This window comes from Microbulbifer sp., from assembly GCF_036563125.1.
In the GTDB taxonomy this organism is placed as follows: domain Bacteria; phylum Pseudomonadota; class Gammaproteobacteria; order Pseudomonadales; family Cellvibrionaceae; genus Microbulbifer.
This window is the reverse complement of the sequence record NZ_DATCMV010000113.1, coordinates 41,019-58,818: the sequence shown is the minus strand read 5'-3', so window position 1 is coordinate 58,818 and position 17,800 is coordinate 41,019. Positions and strand designations below refer to the sequence as shown.

Here is a 17,800-nt window from a genome sequence, read left to right as displayed (position 1 = left end):
GGGAGGCCCCATCATTTGAAGATCACCTACCGCGAAGCGATGCGCGCCGCACTGCGCGAAGCCCTGCAGCGGGATGAGCGGGTATTCCTGATGGGCGAAGACGTCGGCCGCTACGGCGGTTGTTACGCCGTCAGCAAGGGACTGCTGGACGAGTTCGGTGAAGAGCGTATCCGCGACACCCCGCTGTCCGAGTCGGCGTTTGTCGGTGCCGGCATCGGCGCTGCCCTCGGCGGTATGCGCCCGATCGTCGAGGTGATGACGGTGAACTTCAGCCTGCTGTGCCTGGACCAGATTGTAAATACCGCCGCCACCCTGCGGCATATGTCCGGTGGGCAGTTCAGCGTGCCGGTGGTACTGCGCATGACCACCGGTGCCGGCCGCCAGCTGGCGGCACAGCATTCCCACAGTCTCGAATGCTGGTACGCCCATGTGCCCGGGCTGCGGGTGATCGCACCGGCCACCCTGGAAGACATGCGGGGAATGTTGCGGGTAGCGCTGGATGACCCGGACCCGGTAATCCTGTTCGAGCACAACGCCCTGTACAACCGCGAAGGGGAACTGAACGAGGATGTAACCGTCGCTGAAATCCGTCGCGCTGCCGTGCGCCGTGCGGGCAGTGATATCAGCCTGATCACATACGGCGGCAACCTGGTTAAGGCCCTTGAGGCCGCGGAGGAACTTGCCAAGTCAGGGCTGGACGCAGAGGTGATTGACCTGCGTTCTCTGCGCCCGCTCGACGACGAAACGATCATGGCTTCCGTACGCAAGACCCGCCGCGCGGTGCTCATTGATGAGGGGTGGAACAGCGGCAGCCTTGCCGCGGAAATCGGCATGCGCATCAGCGAGCAGGCCTTTTACGATCTCGATGCGCCGCTGGCGCGGGTATGCACCGCCGAAGTGCCTATTCCCTACCCCAGCCACCTTGAGCAGGCGGCACTGCCCCAGGTGGCAACTATCGTTGCAAAGGCGCGTGAGGTACTGGGGAAAAATGTCTGAATTCCGCCTGCCCTCCCTCGGCGCCGACATGGATGACGCCACCCTGCGTGAATGGTTCGTAAAACCCGGCGATGTTGTGCAGAAAGGCGATATCGTCGCCGCGGTAGAGACCAACAAGGGCATTATTGATATCGAAATTTTCGAAGGTGGCACCATCGAGCAGCTGCTGGTGGGACTGGATGAAAAAGTGCCGGTAGGCACGGCGCTCGCACTCTACCGCGGTGAGCACGAAAGCGCGGTCGAAGAATTTGCGCGGGAATGTGTACAACGCCCGAAAAAAAATGACAGCACCGAACCGTCCGCATTAACCGCGAAAACAAAGCACCCGCCACTTGAAGCACCCGCGCGCAAGCGCGTTTCGCCCGCGGCGCGCCAGCGCGCCCGCGAACTGGGTGTGAACCCGGATACCCTACACGGCAGCGGTCCCGGCGGTGCGGTGACACTGGAAGACGTTATCGCCAGCGCCGGACCGGCCGCGCCCGTTTCCAGTACCACGACAAATGCCGATGCTTCCGCAAGCGGTATGCGCCAGGCCATCGCCGCCGCGATGGCGCGCTCGAAGCGCGAGATCCCCCATTACTATCTTTCCACCACCATCGACATGACCCGCGCACTGGATTGGCTGCAGGCACAAAATGCCGAGCGCCCACTGCCCGAGCGCATGGTCTACGCCATCCTGCTGCTGAAAGCGGTGGCACGAGCGGTGAAAAAAATTCCGGAAGTGAACGGCTTTTTTGTCGACGGCCAGGCGCAATTAAGCGTACCGGTGCACATCGGCGTCGCCGTCTCCCTGCGCACCGGTGGACTTGTGGTACCGGCCTTGCATGACGTCAATGAACAAGCACTGGATCAGCTGATGCCGGAATTTTTCGACCTGGTGGACCGCGCCCGCAGTGGTCACCTGCGCGGTTCGGAACTGCAGGACGGCACCATCACCGTCACCAGCCTCGGTGAACAGGGAGTGGAAACGGTATTGCCGATCATTTTCCCTCCACAGCTGGCGATTGTCGGATTTGGCTCCGTGATCGAGCGTGTGTTGCCGGTCGCGGGCAAACCGGCCGTGCGTCGTGTCATCAACGCCAGCCTCGCTGCCGATCACCGGGTTAGCGATGGGCACCGCGGCGGTCTGTTTCTCGCTGAAATCGATCGCCTGTTACAGGAGCCGGAATCCCTATGAGTGCCGACGAAATCAGATCCGTAGTGCTGGAAAAGCTGCTACAGGTGGCGCCGGACATCGATCCTGTGCAACTGGATGCGCAAATGCCGATTCGCGATCAGTACGATTTTGATTCGATGGATTTCATGCACTTTGCCATCGCTATCGGACGTGAATTCCAGATCGATATTCCCGAGCAGGACTACACAAAGTTGCAGAGTCTCGATAGCACGGTCGACTATCTGGTGAGAAATTCCAGTGCCAGAACAAATGCAATCGGCAAGTAAGCCAGCAGAGCGCGATTTAGCCTACCTTACACGCCACCTGCACAAATCCCTCGCGGTCATCATCGCCCTGTTGCTCGTTGCGGGCGGCGTGGCCCGACTGCTGGACGCATCGCCTTCCCTGCCGTGGATTGTTGCCATCGCGCTCATGCTTGCGGTTGCCAGTGTGGAAAGTCTCCACGCCCTCGCCCAGCGCCGGGCCGGCGTCGATGTGCTGGCACTGTTGACCATGGTCGGCGCCCTGCTACTGCAACAGTACCTCGCGGGGGCGGTAATCGCGTTTATGTTCGCCAGTGGTCGCGCGCTGGAAGAATACTCGAGCGGGCGGGCGCGGCAGGCGTTGTCGGCGCTGCTTGAGCGCAGCCCGCGCATCGCGCATCGCCGCGTGAGCTCCGGGATTGAGGAGATACCGGCGGAGCAGGTGCAGATCGGCGATCAGCTGATCGTCAAATCCGGCGAAGCGGTTCCGGTGGATGGATTGCTGCTATCCGCAACCGCCGAGCTGGACGAATCCGCGGTAACCGGCGAATCGCTGCCGCGCCGACGCATGCGCGGGGATCAGCTGATGAGCGGCGTGATCAACGCCGGAGGCCCGCTGGATTTACAGGCACTGAAAACGGCGCAGCAAAGTACCTACGCCGGTATTGTGCGCATGGTGACCGAAGCCCAGGCCGCCAAGGCGCCCTTCACCCGTCTCGCCGATCGCTATGCGCTGTGGTTCATACCGGCGGCCCTGCTCGTTGCCGGACTGGCCTGGGCAATTTCCGGCGATGTATTGCGTGCACTGGCGGTACTGGTGGTCGCCACCCCCTGCCCGCTTATTCTCGCGGCACCAGTGGCAATCATCGCCAGCATTTCCCTCGCCGCCAAGCGCGGCATCCTGATCAAGAATGGCACCGCGCTGGAACAGCTTGCCAACGCAAAAAACCTGGTGTTCGACAAAACCGGTACCCTGACCACCGGGCGCCAGCAGCTGGTGGGGATCGAGACACCCCCCGGGTTCCAACCGGACGAGGTATTGCGGCTCGCGGCGTCACTGGATCAGGTTTCCCAACACAATACCGCCCAGTCCCTGGTCGCTGAGGCGCAGCGCCGCGACTTGGCGCTCTCGATTCCTGTGCAGGCTCAGGAAACCCCCGGCGAGGGTTTGCGCGGTCAGGTGGAGGGAAAAACCGTAGCTGTGGGCAGCCTGCCACTGGTATTGGATGGTGCTTCCGTAGACCACTGGTCTGAGACCCGCTTGCGCTACATGGCGTTGCGAGGCCTGTCCGGTGCGTTCGTCGCGATCGATGGCCAGATGGCGGGCGTGCTGTTGCTGGCAGACCAGCTCCGTCTGGATACCCCCCGGGCACTGCGGGAATTGCACCGCGCTGGCGTCGAGCGCACCGTCATGCTGAGTGGTGATCGCCAGGATGTGGCGGAAACGGTGGCGCTGGCTCTGGGTTTTGACGCGGTGCTCGCCGAGCGCACACCGGCGGACAAGGTGGCGGCGGTCAAAGCCGAGTGCGCGAGCGGCACCACCGCCATGGTCGGCGACGGCATCAATGATGCGCCGGCGCTGGCGGCTGCCGACGTGGGTATTGCCATGGGTGCTCGCGGTGCCGGTGCCTCCGCCGAGGCTGCCGATGTGGTATTGCTGGTGGATCGGCTCGACCGGTTGCCGGAGGGGTTACATATTTCCCGGCGCGGTCGCCACATCGCATTGCAGAGTGTGATCGCAGGTATGGGGTTGTCCGCGCTCGCGATGCTGATTGCCGCACTCGGATACCTGCCTCCTGTGATCGGTGCGCTGGTGCAGGAAGGTATCGACGTGGCAGTGATTTTCAACGCGCTGCGGGCACTACGCCCACCGCGACAACACCGCGCGGAAGCGGCCATGCCGGTAGAACTGGCGGATCGGTTGCGAATGCAACACAGTGAACTACAGCCAGTGCTGGATCGCCTGGAGCAAGCGTGCACCACACTCAATGGCGGATTGCACCCATCTACTTCCGATGAAATCAACGCGGTAAGCAGAGTGATACGGGAACAACTGTTGCCCCACGAGCGCGAAGACGAGGAACAGCTCTACCCGGCACTGGCGCCCATGGTACGGGGGTTCGATCCGATGGGTGCCATGAGCCATACCCACCGGGAAATTTTTCGCCTCGCACGCCGCTATGAGCAACTCGCCGACAACCTCGCGGGTGTGCAACCGGACGAACTTCAGCTCCAGGAACTGCGACGGCTGCTGTTCAGCCTTATCGCCATAGTACGCTTGCACTTTGCCCAGGAAGAAGAACTCTACTTTACGTTGAGTGATTCCCAGCCGTGACTCGCATTGGTCTTTACTCAAGGGTAAATGTGTAGAACCCAGTACCAATGACACACCATGACCCAGCGTAAAAGGCCAATCGGCCAATATCGTTCCCCGCCAATAGCGCATTCGCCGCTCTCGGTATTCCTGCGCACCATTGCGCCTTTCCTGCTGATGTTCCTGTTCGTGTCATTGGCCGCGGATGTAATAGCGGAAAAGCCATCTCAATCACCGCAGGTGCTCATCGTCTACGTGCGCGATGGCTGTCCCCACTGTGCGGACGCCAAGCAATATCTGCGCAAACTGGCCCGGGAAAAACCCAACCTGCGTATCGTGTACCGGGCCATCGACAAAGATCCCGCAGCGAGAGACGAGCTGGAGCGCTACTCCCGCGAGGCCGGTGAGTGGCCGCCCGGTGTGCCCACCTTTGTCGTGAACGGTCGCGTACATGTGGGCTTTATCAGTGCGGAAGAAACCGGACCCATATTGCACCGGCTTATCGATGGCGGGAGCGCACCGCCGGGAAAGCCTGAAGAGGCCGGGTTCGGCCGGTTGAATGCCACCGAACTCGGCCTCCCACTCTTCACCCTTGCCCTGGGATTGATCGATGGTTTCAATCCTTGCGCCATGTGGGTACTGCTATTTCTGCTTTCGATACTGGTGCGACTGCAGGACCGGCGCCGCATGGCGCTGATCGCCGGAACCTTCGTGCTGGTGAGCGGCGCCATCTACTACGCCTTCATGGCCGCGTGGCTCAATCTGTTTCTGGTGGTGGGTATTTCAAACTGGCTGCGGTGGCTGTTGGCGGCCATCGCCATCGCCATCGGTCTGGTGAACCTGCGCGACTTCTTCAACCAGCGTCGCGATTACACGCTGTCGATTCCAGAGTCGGCGAAACCCGGCCTTTACGCCCGCATTCGCAAGCTCATGCACAACAACAGCCTGCTCACCTCCCTGGTGGGCGTCGCGGCACTGGCGGTACTAGTGAATTTTATTGAATTGCTGTGCACCGCCGGGCTGCCGGCAATCTACACCGCCGTGCTGTCACAGCACGAATTGAGCAAGCCCGCCTATTACGGCTATCTCGGTCTTTACATTCTCGCCTATATTGCCGACGACGCGCTGATGGTCACCCTCGCGGTAGTCGCGCTCGGCAGCCGCAAACTGTCACAAAGCACGGGACGCTGGCTCAAATTCATCAGTGGTCTGGTGATGCTGCTGCTCGGTGTGGCGATGCTGCTGTTTCCAGGATTACTCATATAGCGGCTCTCAAAAAGACATCAGCCAGTACCGGAACCTCCTGATGCGGCGCTGTCCGCATTGAGCAAAATCACCTCGATTTCCTCGATGATCTCCTCCTGCCGCAGTTGGTTTTCCCGGGTTTTGAGACTGTTGAGGCGTTTGTCCAGGTGGCGCACCGCGCCCTCGAGGTGCTGCATGCGGCGATGATTTTCTGCCATCAGGGACACGTAGAGTATTTCGTGGATCGCCGCGAACAGGTACTGGTCGACGAGATCCTGCATCAGCTGTGGCGGGGTGACGTTCAGCTGTGGGGGATAGGCAAATTGCGCTGGCTGGTCCTGCAGTTCTGCAAATGGCGGTAATAGCGGTCGCGCAATCACGCTCTCATCCGGACCGCCGTGATAAATCACGATCAGCGGGGCATCCCCTTTAAGCAGTCCGGCCAAACCATTGGCCAGACGGATCAGGGTGTCTTCCACTTCATCCAGCACCGTGGCGCCTTCAAAGGTTGCCTTCAGTTGCGGGTGGGTTTCCAGGTGTCCGCTCAGCTTGCGGCCACACGCCACCACGCCGGCGTTTTTGCCTCCGGTTTCAGCGAGGCACTGTTGCAGGGTCTGCAGCAGTGGATCATTGAAGTCTCCACAGAATCCGCGCTCCGATCCGAGCACCAGATACAGCGGGCTTTCCGCTTGCGCCACTGGCAGCAGTTCGCGGTGAAAGCCGAGCAGATCCTGCGCGGCGCGGTAAAGCCCGGCTACCACCTTCTGCTGGATCTCCATTACCTTGCGCAGGCGACGCACTTCGATAAACGCCAGCGACTGCATGGCGCCGATAATCTGGCGCGCCTCCGCCAGCTGGCTTTGGTGATGCAGCAGTTCGTGGCGGCGGCTCACCGCAGTTCGCCCTGTTTGTCCGCTTCGTGTTCACCGGTCCAGTCCCGTGCCAGTGCGGCCCACTGGTCCCGCCCGTCGTCCAGGGTCAGTCCGCTGGCGGCCACCTGCATTTCCAATTGCGCCAACATCTCCGGCAGTGCGCGCGGTTCGCGCTCGTCCAGCAGACCGTCGTTGAACGCAACCATCCACGCCAGTTGAAACTCGATTGGCAGCGGCGACAGGCGATCCTGCTTGAAAATTTCCCGCAGTACCCGACCGCGACGGATCACTTTTTCCATCCCCGCCTCCAGCTTGGCGCCGAAACGGGTGAACATTTCCAATTCGAGAAACTGCAGGTAATCCAGCTTCATGCGCCCCGCTTCCTTCTTCACCGCCGGATGCTGGGCGCGGCCGCCAATACGCGATACGGATTTGCCGATATCAATGGCGGGCCGGAAGCCGCCACTGAACAGATCGCGGTCCAGGTATACCTGGCCATCGGTAATCGAAATCAGGTTGGTGGGAATATAGGCCGCGATTTCGCCGAGTTTGGTCTCCACGATCGGCAGCGCGGTCATGCTACCTCCACCATTGGCGGCGTTAAGACAGGTCGCGCGCTCCAGCAGGCGCGCGTGTACGGAAAAGATATCTCCGGGATAAGCCTCGCGCCCCGGAGGCCGCCGCAACAGCAGGGAGAGCTCGCGGTAAGTCTTGGCGTGGGTCGACAGGTCGTCATACACCACCAGGGTGTGCCAACCCTGGCGCATCCAGTGCTCGGCAACGGTACAGCCGGCAAACGGTGCCAAATGCAGCAATCCCGGCAGTGCACTGGCCTCCGCCACAATCACGGTGGTGTATTCAAACGCTCGGGTCCTGCGCAGCAGCTCGATGGTGCCGATCACTGTGGAGCGCTTCTGGCCGATCAATACATACACGCAGCGGATGTTTTTACCCTTTTGATTGGTGACCGCATCCAGCGCCAGCGCGCTGCGCCCCAACCCCTCGTCGCCGATCAGCAACTGACGCTGGCCACAGCCAATCGGAATCATGGTGTCCAGCACCTTGCTGCCGGTGTACAACGGCTGTTGCACAAAATCCCGCTGGGCGATGGCCGGCGCGCGGCCTTCCAACGGACGCCAGCCGGCGCAGTCCGGCATCGCGCCGCCATCCAGCGGTCCGCCGAGCGGGTCCAATACGCGCCCCAACAGCTCATCCCCCACGGGGATACCAAGCGGCTTGCCGCGGCGTGTGGCACGGGTGCCGGCGGTGAGTGCGTCGGTTGCCTGCAACAATACGCCGCCCACCAAGTTCACATTCAGATCAAATACCTGTGCGCGGCTGCCGTCACTGAACTCGAGCACGTCGTCGATGGCTACGGTCGGCAACCCGGCGACCCACACGATGCCATCGCCAACGGAAACCACCCAGCCCTGCTCGGCGATCCGTACCTGTGGCTGGTATTTGTCGAGCCAGTCGGTCCGTTGCTGGATCAGGCTACCGGTCATCGCTTAGCCTCCGACGGAATCCGGGGCAAGCTGGGCAAATCCCTGCAACTCGTCACGCACGTTGAGCCCCATGGTCCAGGCGCCAATGGAAACCTGTACCCCGGCGATCAGTTCGGGGTCCTCCACAAAGTGGCAGGCCACTTCGCGAGCCAGGCAGGCCTCCAGCCCCCGTTCAATTTTTTTGCGCGTCCCGGCGTCCAAGGCATGCGCGCTCGATACCTGTAGCGGCGCTGTGTTCGCCGAATCGCGAATTTGCCCACACAACTGCAGCCGTTGCGCTTCCGGCATTTCCGCAAGGCTTTTGAGAAAGAGAGTAATCAAGCGGGTTTCTGTTTCGGGCCCGGCGCCCTGCTCAAGTAATTTCGCAGCAAATCGGCTGCCCTGCTCCATCGCCTGCAGTTCCAGCTGGCGACGCTGCTCGCTCTTCTGACGGGCATCCACTGCGGATGACCTTGCCCGCTGCTGCTCCAGGTCGTCCGCCAATAACTTTTCCCGCCGCGCCCTTTCACCGCGCAGTTCGGTTTCCAACGCTTCACGGGATTTTTCACGCTCGTTGCGCCACTCAGCCACCCGGCCTTGATAGTCTTTCTGCAGCTGCACCGCCTGCTGCTCTTTCTCACGGGACTCCGCCAGGCGCGCATCGATATCCTGCTGGCGGCGCGCAATTACCGACTGTATCGGACGATAGAGAAAGTGCTTGAGAATCCATACCAGCACAAGAAAGTTGAAGATTTCCAGCAGGAAGGTCGACCAGCTCAGCTCCACGGTGTGCCCCGGTCAGGATTTGGTGTTGAGTAGGTATTCCAACAACGGATTGCGGAACAGGACGATCAGCGCGATCACCAGTACATAAATTGCCAGCGACTCGATCATGGCAAGGCCGATAAACAGTGCTCGCAGGATCGACTTCTCCGCCTCCGGTTGCCGGGCGATGGCCTCCAACGCACTGCTGATGGCGCGCCCCATGGCAATCGCGGGCCCCAACACGCCAATACCCATGCCGATCAGTGCGGCGACGGTCGACAGGGTGGTAAACCAGGACAGATCATTCATTGCGGGCTTCCTGCCTCATTTGTTGGGTTTGCAGCCCACTGGCGATATAGATCAGGGCCAGCATGCCGAAAATATAGGCCTGCACCAGCCCCTCGATCACATGCAGCATCAGTATAGGAACCGGGGCGAGGAAACCGGCGACCAGCAGGATCAACAGCGCCGCCATTTCCAGGCTCATGATGTTGCCAAACAGGCGGACTGCCAGCGCCAACGTGCGGGTAATTTCACTGAGGATATGAAACGGCAGCAACACCGGCGTCGGCGAAAGGTAATGACGCAGGTAGGCCTTCAAACCCTGGTCGCGGATCCCGAACCAGTGCACCGACAGGAACACCAGGATGGCCAGTGCCGCCGTCGCCGACAGATCCCGGGTGGGTGAATGCACCCCGGGAACCAGGCCACACAGGTTGGCGACTACCAGGAAGATCCACAATGTGGCAATGAACGGCAGCAGCAGCGGCACATGATTTGGCGCTACTGCGCGGATCGCTTCTTCGATGGTAAAGACAATGCCCTCGGCCAGCGTCTGTGCCCGGCGCGGGCGCAGCTGCAGGCGCCGGGATACCAGCCAGGCCAGCAGCGCGAGCACCGCCATGATCACCCAGGTGGTCACCACCGTGGTAGTCACCTGCAGCGGCCCGAGGTGCAACAGCACCGGGAATGACATGGTGTCGCCGTGCATGCCCTATTCCCGTATCAACAGATAGACGTTAACGGCACCCACCACCACGCCGAGAAAAATCAGGCTCAGGGTCCAGCGGGTGGAGTAGCCTTCCACGAATCCATCCAGCCAGCGACCGAGATACGCACCGCCCACTACCGGCAGTACAAACACCAGCCCCAGGGTGCCGATATAGATGGTCTGGGCCAGTAGCGTTTCCCGTTCGCGCTCGGCCTTTTTCATCCGCCTAGCCTGGCGCTCCACTCGCTCACTCAATTGGTGATTGCGCAGTTGTCGGTCACGCTGCTTTTGATCACGATCATTCGCCATTTGGATGCCTGTTGTTCCCGCTATTCCCGACTCAGCTCCCACAACCGCCGCAGCATCGATTCTTCCATGCGCGCCAGGCTTTCCTTGGTTTCCACGAGACGCTGCTCCTCGGCGAGCAATTGCTGCTGCAGCAGCGCGGAGATGCGCGCGTAATCGGCGTCGATCAGAAAGCGGCGCGTGAAAATCTGCAGATGGTTGTCCAGAAAATAGAGCAGCCCGCCGGGCAGCGCCAGGTACTGCCAGCTTTCGCTACCGCGCCGGAAACGCGCGAGTCCGAACACCAGTGGTGCAATGGTACGGGTATGTCCGGCGAGAATGCCGAAACTGCCAGAGGCATCCTCGCCCACAAAGCGGGTTACGCCATCAAAGCGCTGCTGTTCCGTGGCCGATAGCAGTTCGAGGGTAAAAGTGTTCATGCACTTCCCTTCATGGTGCCCCGCATATAGCAGTCCTCCTCCTGCAGGGCGTCGTAATCCCCACGCAGGAATGCCTCGCAGTCATCCAGCGTGTCTTCAAGCCGCACGGAAACCCCAGCGATGCCGGTGTGCGAGGCGGTAACCATAAATGGCTGGGTGAGGTAGCGCTGTAACTTGCGTGCGCGCATCACCACAAGGCGGTCGGCGGCGGACAGTTCGCCGATACCGAGCATGGCAATGATGTCTTCCAGTTCGTGGTATCGCGCCAGATACTCACGCACACCTTCCGCTACCGCGTAATGCCGGTCGCCCAGGGTATGGCGATCCATCAGCCGGCTGGCGGATTGCAGCGGTTCCACCGCCGGATAGATTCCCTTACCCGCCTGTGCCCGGGACAGGACTACCGAGCTATCAAGATGGCCGAGGATCGCGTCCACCGCCGGGTCGGTCATGTCATCCGCAGGCACATACACCGCCTGTACCGAAGTCACCGCACCCTGCGGTGTGGAGAGAATGCGCTCCTGCATTTCCGCCACTTCACTGATCAGGGTCGGCTGGTAGCCGACGGTGGCGGGCATACGCCCGAGCAGACTGGAGATTTCACTGCCCGCCTGCACGAAGCGAAAAATATTGTCCATCACGAACAGCACTTCCTTGTGCAGCGAATCCCGCAAATACTCCGCATAGGACAGCGCGGAAAGCCCTACCCGAAAACGCACCCCCGGGGATTCATCCATCTGACCGAAGCACATCAGCGTCTGTTCCATGACCCCGGCCTCGCGCATCTCGTGCCACAATTCATGGCCCTCGCGAATGCGCTCGCCGACGCCGGCAAACACGGACACCCCGCTGTGCAGTGAGGCCACAGCGTGCATAAATTCCATCACCAGCACCGTCTTGCCCACGCCGGCACCGCCAAACAGCCCAGTCTTGCCGCCGCGCACAAAGGGGCACAGCAAGTCGATGACTTTGATGCCCGTTTGCAGAATATCCCCGGTGCCCACCGCGTCCCACAGCGCCGCCGGCGGCGTATGGATATTGCGGAATTCCTGCGCCTCAAGCGGTGCACCGCCATCCAGCGGCTCGCCGAAAATATTCAGCAGGCGGCCGAGGCAGTCCGGCGTCACCGGCACATGCAGCGGTGCGCCGGTATCAAACACCGGCAGGCCGCGACGCAGGCCCGCGGTGCGGTGCAGCGTGATTGCGCGGGCATGGTGCTGGTCCAGGTGCTGGTGGACTTCAAACAGATAGCTTTCGTGATCGATGGACGCACGCAGGGCCTGACGCAGCGGCGGAAGTTTGTCGCAGCGAATGACTACCACCGGCCCGTGCACTTCGGCAATGGTGCCAATGGGCGCGCACACCACGGTGTCATCCTGCGTGTTCGGCATGGCTTTTATTTCATGTCATGAGTTTCCTTCTAGAATAGAAGCAGTCAGCGGCCCCGTAGTGGGTTCTGCGTATTTGGCGAGAGTTCTACCGCCAGTTGCCAATTCGCAGCACAGCAATCAATAAATCCATGCAGTGAAATGGACAACCAAAGGAACTGGTGTCCGCCATGAATAGCGATAAGCCATCATCCAACCAGCAGGCAGCGATTCGCGCAGAAGGCCTGACCAAAACCTATGGCAGCGGTGAATCGACCGTGTATGCGCTGCGCGGAGTGGATCTCAGCGTACCCCGTGGTGAAATGGTGGTGCTGCTGGGCCCCTCTGGCAGTGGTAAATCCACCCTGCTGAATATTCTCGGCGGCCTGGATTCACCCACCGAAGGGCGCGTGTTTTTTGGCAGCGATGAACTCACCGCGTTCGACGATCGCCACCTGACCCAGTTCCGGCGCGAGTACGTCGGCTTCGTATTCCAGTTTTACAACCTGATTCCCAGTTTGACCGCGCGGGAAAATGTCGCGCTGGTAACGGAAATTGCGCGCGACCCGATGACACCGGAACAGGCACTGGAACTGGTGGGGCTCGGCCAGCGCATGAACCACTTCCCCGCACAGCTATCCGGCGGTGAACAACAGCGGGTGGCCATCGCACGTGCCATTGCCAAGCAACCGCGGGTGCTGCTGTGTGACGAACCCACCGGCGCACTGGACAGCAAAACCGGCATCGTGGTGCTGGAGGCCATTGCGCGGGTCAATCATGAACTGGGCACCACCACCATGGTGATCACACACAATGCAGCCATCGCCAGGATGGCCGACCGCATCCTTACCATGGCGGACGGGCGTATTCAGAACATCGAGCAAAATACAACCCCCTGTGCACCCGCGGAACTGAGCTGGTAGCAGGTGGTGATTGAATTCCTCGCCCCACTCGACCGCAAACTGCTGCGGGATCTCTGGGCCATCAAGGGCCAGGCACTGGCTATTGCGGTGGTGATCGGCTGCGGCGTGGGCATGTACCTGATGTCCAAGGGCATGCTGGCGTCCCTCGCAGAGACCCGCGCCGCCTATTACGAGCGCTACCGTTTTGCCGATATCTGGGCACCGGTAAAGCGCGCGCCCGAAGCGCTGCTGGAACAGATCGCCGAGCTGCCCGGAGTGCGCCGTGCGGAAACCCGTATCCGCGCAGGGGTGATTCTCGACGTGGAGGGGGCCGCCGCGCCCATCACCGGCGAGATACAGTCACTGCCGGCAATTCCCGGCCCGCACATCAACGACTTTGTTTTGCGCCGCGGGCGCTACCCGGATCCCGTGCGCGAAGAAGAAGTACTGGCCCTGGAGGCCTTTGCCGAAGCCCACCAACTCGAGCCGGGCGATCACCTGTATGCGATCCTCAATGGCACCAAGAAAAAACTTACCGTCACCGGTGTGGTGCTGTCGCCGGAATATGTATACGCGATTTCGCCCGGCGAAATCGTGCCGGACAAAAAGCGCTTCGGCGTGCTGTGGATGAACCTGGAAGCGCTGGCCAACGCCTTCGACCTGGATGGCGCCTTCAACGAGGCGGTGCTGTTGGCGTCCCCCGGCGAAAACACCGACGCCCTGCTGGAACAACTGGACTTGCTACTGAAACGCTATGGTGCCACCGGCGCCTACGGACGCGAACAGCAGATATCGGACCAGTTCCTCACCAACGAGATCCAGCAGCTGGAGACCATGGGACGTCTATTGCCACCCATTTTCCTGCTGGTGGCTGCGTTCCTGCTCAATGTGGTGATCGGCCGACTGGTGGATACGGAGCGGGAACAGATCGGGCTGTTGAAAGCGTTCGGCTACAGCAATGGGGCGGTGGCACGGCACTACCTGAAAATGATTGGCCTGGTCACACTGCTCGGCATCGTTATCGGTATTGCTCTCGGGCTGTGGCTCGGCCACGGGCTGGCGCGCATGTACATGGACTATTTCAAATTCCCGTTTCTGCTGTTTCGCGCGCCGCCGGACGTCTATCTTGTGGGCATAGGCTTCAGCCTGGTGATTGCTGCGGCCGGCACTTTCGGGGCGGTGCGCAGGGTCGTGCGGTTGGATCCCGCCGTGGCCATGGTGCCACCACCACCGCCGGACTACAGCCGCTCGGCCATTTGGCTTGAGCGACTGGCGCGCTGGATTGACCAGCCCTCGCGCATGATTCTGCGGCACCTGTATCGCTGGCCGCGGCGCGCAGCGATGACCACCATCGGCATCGCCATGTCGATGGGGCTGCTGATCGGCTCGAGCTTCTCCCTGGACGCCATGCTGTATATGGTGGACATCAGTTTCAATGTGATCGACCGCCAGGATGTGACAGTCAATTTTGTCGAGCCGCGCAATGTGCGCGCGGTTCAGGATGTGCTGCACGCACCCGGGGCCATGCATGCGGAGCCCTTCCGCGCGATACCAGTGGTGCTGCGCAACGGCACTCACAACCGCCGCGAAGCCATCATCGGCCTGCAACCCAACGCAGAACTGAGCCGGGTTGTGGATACCGAACTGCGCCCGGTGGTACTGCCGGGCTACGGGATCGTGCTGTCCGACAAGCTGGCGGAATTACTGGATATACGCAGCGGCGAATTCCTGCGTGTCGAGGTGCGCACCGGACGGCGCCCGGAACTGGATGTGCAGGTCAGCGGTATTGTAAAAACCTATATGGGCACTGCGGCCTACATGGATCTGGAAGTGATGAACCGGATATTGAAAGACGATATCGCGATTTCCGGCACCTATTTGCTGGTGGACCCGGATCTTACCGAAGAGTTTTATCAAGCTCTCAAAAACACACCGGTGGTGGCCGGTGTCAGCCTGCAGGAACAGGCCCAAGATGCCTTTTATGAAACCCTTCAGGAGAGCCTCGGTACCTTTGTGTTTTTTAATACTTTATTTGCCGGGCTGATTGCGCTGGGGGTGGTGTACAACAGCGCGCGCATTTCCCTGTCCGAACGGGGCCGTGAGCTGGCCAGCCTGCGTGTGCTCGGGCTTACCCGCGGCGAGGTGTCGTATATTCTGCTGGGAGAGCTCGCACTGCTCACCCTACTCGCCCTGCCGCTCGGTGCCCTGCTCGGCTACCTGCTGGCGTGGACCCTGGTGCAGTCGTTCAATACCGAGTTATTCCGTATTCCACTGATCATCAGTTCCTCAACTTACGGCTATGCAGTGCTGGTGGTCCTGCTCTCGGCGGCGGCTTCAGGCCTGCTGGTGCACCGGCGCATCCAGCAGCTGGACCTGATTGCCGTACTCAAGACCAGGGAGTGATATGGGGCGGAAACTGTTCAAACGCATCGTCGGAATAGTATTGCTCGCTGGCCTGCTGGGCTATCTGGTCTATGCCTTTACACCGAAGCCGGTGCCGGTGGATATGGCCCGGGTGAGCCGCGGACCCATGCAGCTGGCGGTAAGCGACGAAGGCTATACCCGCGTACACGATGTGTTTGTGGTTTCCGCACCGGTCACCGGTTACCTGCTGCGTATCCAGAGTGATGTGGGCGACACCGTCGAGGCCGGCACCACCACCCTCGCCGAACTGCTTCCCACCCATCCCCAGTTTCTCGATGAGCGCAGCCGCAACCAGGCGGAAGCCGCCATCCGCAGCGCCCAATCCGCCTTGAAACTGTCAGAGGCGGAACGGCGTGATGCCGAGGCCAAACTGGCGTTTGCCGAGGCCGATGCCAGACGCGCGCGCAAACTGGCAGAAAAAGGCCATATCTCCAAAGTGGAACTGGAGCGCACCGAGCTCTCTCTGGACAGTGCGAAAGCCGCGCTGGATACCGCTCGTGCCGCGGAACGCGTCAGCGAGAGCGAACTGGACAATGCCCGAGCAGCCCTGATCGAGCCCCAGCGCGGTACCCCCAAACTGGACGACGGCAACCTGGTCAAGGTCACCGCCCCCGTAGGCGGCCGGGTTCTGCAGCTGCTGCAGGAAAGCGAACGGGTGGTGCCCGTAGGCACCCCGCTACTGGAAATCGGCAACCCCGGCCAGCTGGAAATCGTCATCGACCTGCTGTCCCGCGACGCCGTTCGCGTGCAGCGAGGGGCCCCGGTCGCCCTCACCGCCTGGGGTGGCGACAAAACCCTGCACGGGCGCGTGCGGCTGGTGGAACCTTACGGCTTCACCAAGATTTCCGCGCTCGGGATCGAGGAGCAGCGGGTCAATGTGATCGTCGACTTTACCGATCCCAGGGAGGAATGGGCGCGGCTCGGCCACGGTTATCGCGTGGACGCCGCCATCCAAATCTGGCGTGCGGATGACGTGGTGCAGGTCCCGACCGGCGCCCTGTTCCGTCACCAGAAGGCGTGGGCGGTGTTCAAAGTGGTTGGCGATCGCGCGGTGCGCACGGAGGTTGAGATCGGCCACAATAACGGGCGTGTTGCGGAAATTCTGTCGGGCATCTCCCCCGGAGAAACCATTGTTCTGCATCCCAGCGAGCGGATTACCGACGGCGTGAAACTGACAGAGCGCGCGCTCTAAAAGCGCGAGGTAAACCGCTCATGCCAGCTTCGCAGATTCTACGGTGTGCACTCCGGTCTTGTGGTCGATTGCCGCGTTGAGAAGTGCCCGCGCGATGTTCTCCGCCGGGTTTATCCGCCAGCGCCGCGGCAATAACGGCCCTATGACCTTGAGAATTGCCGCCGCCAGACGTTCACCGGGGCGAAACTCATCACGCTGCCCGCCAATCAGTCCCGGGCGCACAAACGTCAACGATTCAAATCCCACCTTTTGCAGGTCTCGCTCAAGCTCACCCTTGGTGCGGTTATAGAAAATGCGCGATTCCGGATCGGCGCCGAGGGCCGAATTCAGCACATAGGTATTCGCACCGTGGGGATGGGCCAGCTTGGCAATCGCCAGCGGATAATCGTGATCCACCCGGGTAAAGGCCTGCCGCGAGCCCGCGGTGCGCATGGTGGTACCCAGTGCACAGATAACCCCGTCGACCCGCCACCAGTCGGCGTCTGCCGGCAAGCGATCGAAATCCACCTGCGGCGAAACCAGCTTGGGGTGCGCCGGAAGTGACCGGCGTGCGGGTGCAATGACCTGCTCCACCGCCCCGTGCGCAAGCGCAAGCTCCAGTACATGGCGGCCTACCAAGCCGGTGGCGCCGACAATCATCAATTTCATGCTTCTCGTTCAGCCATAGATTCAAACTTCGTGTGGTGGACGTAGCACTAGACCAGATGCAGGGTGAAAAAGGCCATTAACACAAACATGCTGCAGACCAGGGCCAACAGTAGCAGGTCGAAAGACCGCTCCTCGTCGGCATATTCCGTGCGCCTGTCAATCTGTCGCTGCTTGGCGCGCATCCGCAGGTAGGACAGTAATACGACCAGTCCACCGCTCACAAACAGCGCCACTTCCGTCCATGGGGAGGGAGCATGATTGCCCATGCGCCCGATCGCAACTCCAAAACCCACCACGGCGATGGCCGTTCGCACCCACGCGAGAAAAGTGCGCTCGTTGGCGGCATGTTCCCTGAAATTGCGAATCATAGCTGACTCCCCTCGGACGCCGTGGCGATGCTCCTGCCAGATTGTTGCGCAGACCCCTGCCGTCGAAGTCTAGACCGGGGCGCTCGCG

The 17,800-nt window shown here is 61.2% G+C and carries 18 protein-coding genes; 8 read left to right on the top strand and 10 right to left on the bottom strand.

Annotated features, from left to right (window positions below; genetic code table 11):
* The first annotated feature begins 15 nt into the window (after positions 1-15).
* From VIL80_RS09415 to VIL80_RS09395, 5 genes are read left to right on the top strand one after another with little or no spacing between them, the layout of a single operon-like run.
* Complete coding sequence (locus tag VIL80_RS09415; protein WP_332035856.1) at positions 16-996, top strand: alpha-ketoacid dehydrogenase subunit beta; 981 nt, start codon at positions 16-18, stop codon at positions 994-996.
* A complete protein-coding gene (locus VIL80_RS09410) occupies positions 989-2,173 on the top strand; it encodes a dihydrolipoamide acetyltransferase family protein (RefSeq protein WP_332035855.1) in 1,185 nt (394 codons plus the stop codon). The genes VIL80_RS09415 and VIL80_RS09410 overlap by 8 nt, the downstream gene beginning before the upstream one ends.
* A complete protein-coding gene (locus VIL80_RS09405) occupies positions 2,170-2,439 on the top strand; it encodes an acyl carrier protein (protein ID WP_332035854.1) in 270 nt (89 codons plus the stop codon). The genes VIL80_RS09410 and VIL80_RS09405 overlap by 4 nt, the downstream gene beginning before the upstream one ends.
* A complete protein-coding gene (locus VIL80_RS09400; protein ID WP_332035853.1) occupies positions 2,423-4,750 on the top strand; it encodes a heavy metal translocating P-type ATPase in 2,328 nt (775 codons plus the stop codon). Before VIL80_RS09405 ends, VIL80_RS09400 begins: the two co-directional genes overlap by 17 nt.
* A 57-nt stretch (positions 4,751-4,807) precedes the next feature.
* A complete protein-coding gene (locus VIL80_RS09395; protein WP_332035852.1) occupies positions 4,808-5,995 on the top strand; it encodes a glutaredoxin domain-containing protein in 1,188 nt (395 codons plus the stop codon).
* Positions 5,996-6,012: 17 nt separating this feature from the next.
* Here the strand turns inward: VIL80_RS09395 and VIL80_RS09390 are convergent, their stop codons facing one another.
* The 8 genes from VIL80_RS09390 to atpD are packed head-to-tail and all read right to left on the bottom strand — an operon-like array spanning position 6,013 to position 12,202.
* Positions 6,013-6,867, bottom strand: a complete 855-nt coding sequence (locus tag VIL80_RS09390; protein WP_332035851.1) for a F0F1 ATP synthase subunit gamma — start codon at positions 6,865-6,867, stop codon at positions 6,013-6,015.
* Complete coding sequence (locus tag VIL80_RS09385) at positions 6,864-8,351, bottom strand: F0F1 ATP synthase subunit alpha (RefSeq protein WP_332035850.1); 1,488 nt, start codon at positions 8,349-8,351, stop codon at positions 6,864-6,866. The genes VIL80_RS09390 and VIL80_RS09385 overlap by 4 nt, the downstream gene beginning before the upstream one ends.
* Positions 8,352-8,354: 3 nt before the next feature.
* Entirely contained in the window at positions 8,355-9,116 is a 762-nt protein-coding gene (locus tag VIL80_RS09380; protein ID WP_332035849.1) for a F0F1 ATP synthase subunit delta, read from the bottom strand.
* A 12-nt stretch (positions 9,117-9,128) separates the two neighbouring features.
* Entirely contained in the window at positions 9,129-9,404 is a 276-nt protein-coding gene (gene atpE / locus VIL80_RS09375) for an ATP synthase F0 subunit C (protein ID WP_332035848.1), read from the bottom strand.
* Positions 9,397-10,086: a F0F1 ATP synthase subunit A gene (locus VIL80_RS09370; RefSeq protein WP_332035847.1), complete on the bottom strand. Its 690-nt coding sequence runs from the start codon at positions 10,084-10,086 to the stop codon at positions 9,397-9,399. The genes atpE and VIL80_RS09370 overlap by 8 nt, the downstream gene beginning before the upstream one ends.
* Positions 10,087-10,089: 3 nt before the next feature.
* The gene (locus tag VIL80_RS09365; protein ID WP_332035846.1) at positions 10,090-10,395 is read right to left on the bottom strand and encodes an AtpZ/AtpI family protein; all 306 of its coding nucleotides are present in this window, start codon (positions 10,393-10,395) and stop codon (positions 10,090-10,092) included.
* Positions 10,396-10,415: 20 nt separating this feature from the next.
* The gene (locus VIL80_RS09360; RefSeq protein WP_332035845.1) at positions 10,416-10,811 is read right to left on the bottom strand and encodes a F0F1 ATP synthase subunit delta/epsilon; all 396 of its coding nucleotides are present in this window, start codon (positions 10,809-10,811) and stop codon (positions 10,416-10,418) included.
* Positions 10,808-12,202: a F0F1 ATP synthase subunit beta gene (atpD, locus tag VIL80_RS09355; protein WP_332035844.1), complete on the bottom strand. Its 1,395-nt coding sequence runs from the start codon at positions 12,200-12,202 to the stop codon at positions 10,808-10,810. The genes VIL80_RS09360 and atpD overlap by 4 nt, the downstream gene beginning before the upstream one ends.
* Positions 12,203-12,369: 167 nt before the next feature.
* Between atpD and VIL80_RS09350 the strand changes: the two genes are divergently transcribed.
* The 3 genes from VIL80_RS09350 to VIL80_RS09340 are packed head-to-tail and all read left to right on the top strand — an operon-like array spanning position 12,370 to position 16,696.
* The gene (locus tag VIL80_RS09350) at positions 12,370-13,101 is read left to right on the top strand and encodes an ABC transporter ATP-binding protein (protein WP_332035843.1); all 732 of its coding nucleotides are present in this window, start codon (positions 12,370-12,372) and stop codon (positions 13,099-13,101) included.
* A 6-nt stretch (positions 13,102-13,107) separates the two neighbouring features.
* A complete protein-coding gene (locus VIL80_RS09345) occupies positions 13,108-15,483 on the top strand; it encodes an ABC transporter permease (protein WP_332035842.1) in 2,376 nt (791 codons plus the stop codon).
* 1 nt (position 15,484) lies between these two features.
* The gene (locus tag VIL80_RS09340; RefSeq protein WP_332035841.1) at positions 15,485-16,696 is read left to right on the top strand and encodes an efflux RND transporter periplasmic adaptor subunit; all 1,212 of its coding nucleotides are present in this window, start codon (positions 15,485-15,487) and stop codon (positions 16,694-16,696) included.
* A gap of 18 nt (positions 16,697-16,714) precedes the next feature.
* Here the strand turns inward: VIL80_RS09340 and VIL80_RS09335 are convergent, their stop codons facing one another.
* Together VIL80_RS09335 and VIL80_RS09330 are read right to left on the bottom strand one after the other, a co-directional pair.
* Positions 16,715-17,344, bottom strand: a complete 630-nt coding sequence (locus VIL80_RS09335; protein WP_332035840.1) for an NAD-dependent epimerase/dehydratase family protein — start codon at positions 17,342-17,344, stop codon at positions 16,715-16,717.
* A 47-nt stretch (positions 17,345-17,391) separates the two neighbouring features.
* Complete coding sequence (locus VIL80_RS09330) at positions 17,392-17,712, bottom strand: YidH family protein (RefSeq protein WP_332035839.1); 321 nt, start codon at positions 17,710-17,712, stop codon at positions 17,392-17,394.
* Positions 17,713-17,800 lie beyond the last annotated feature (88 nt).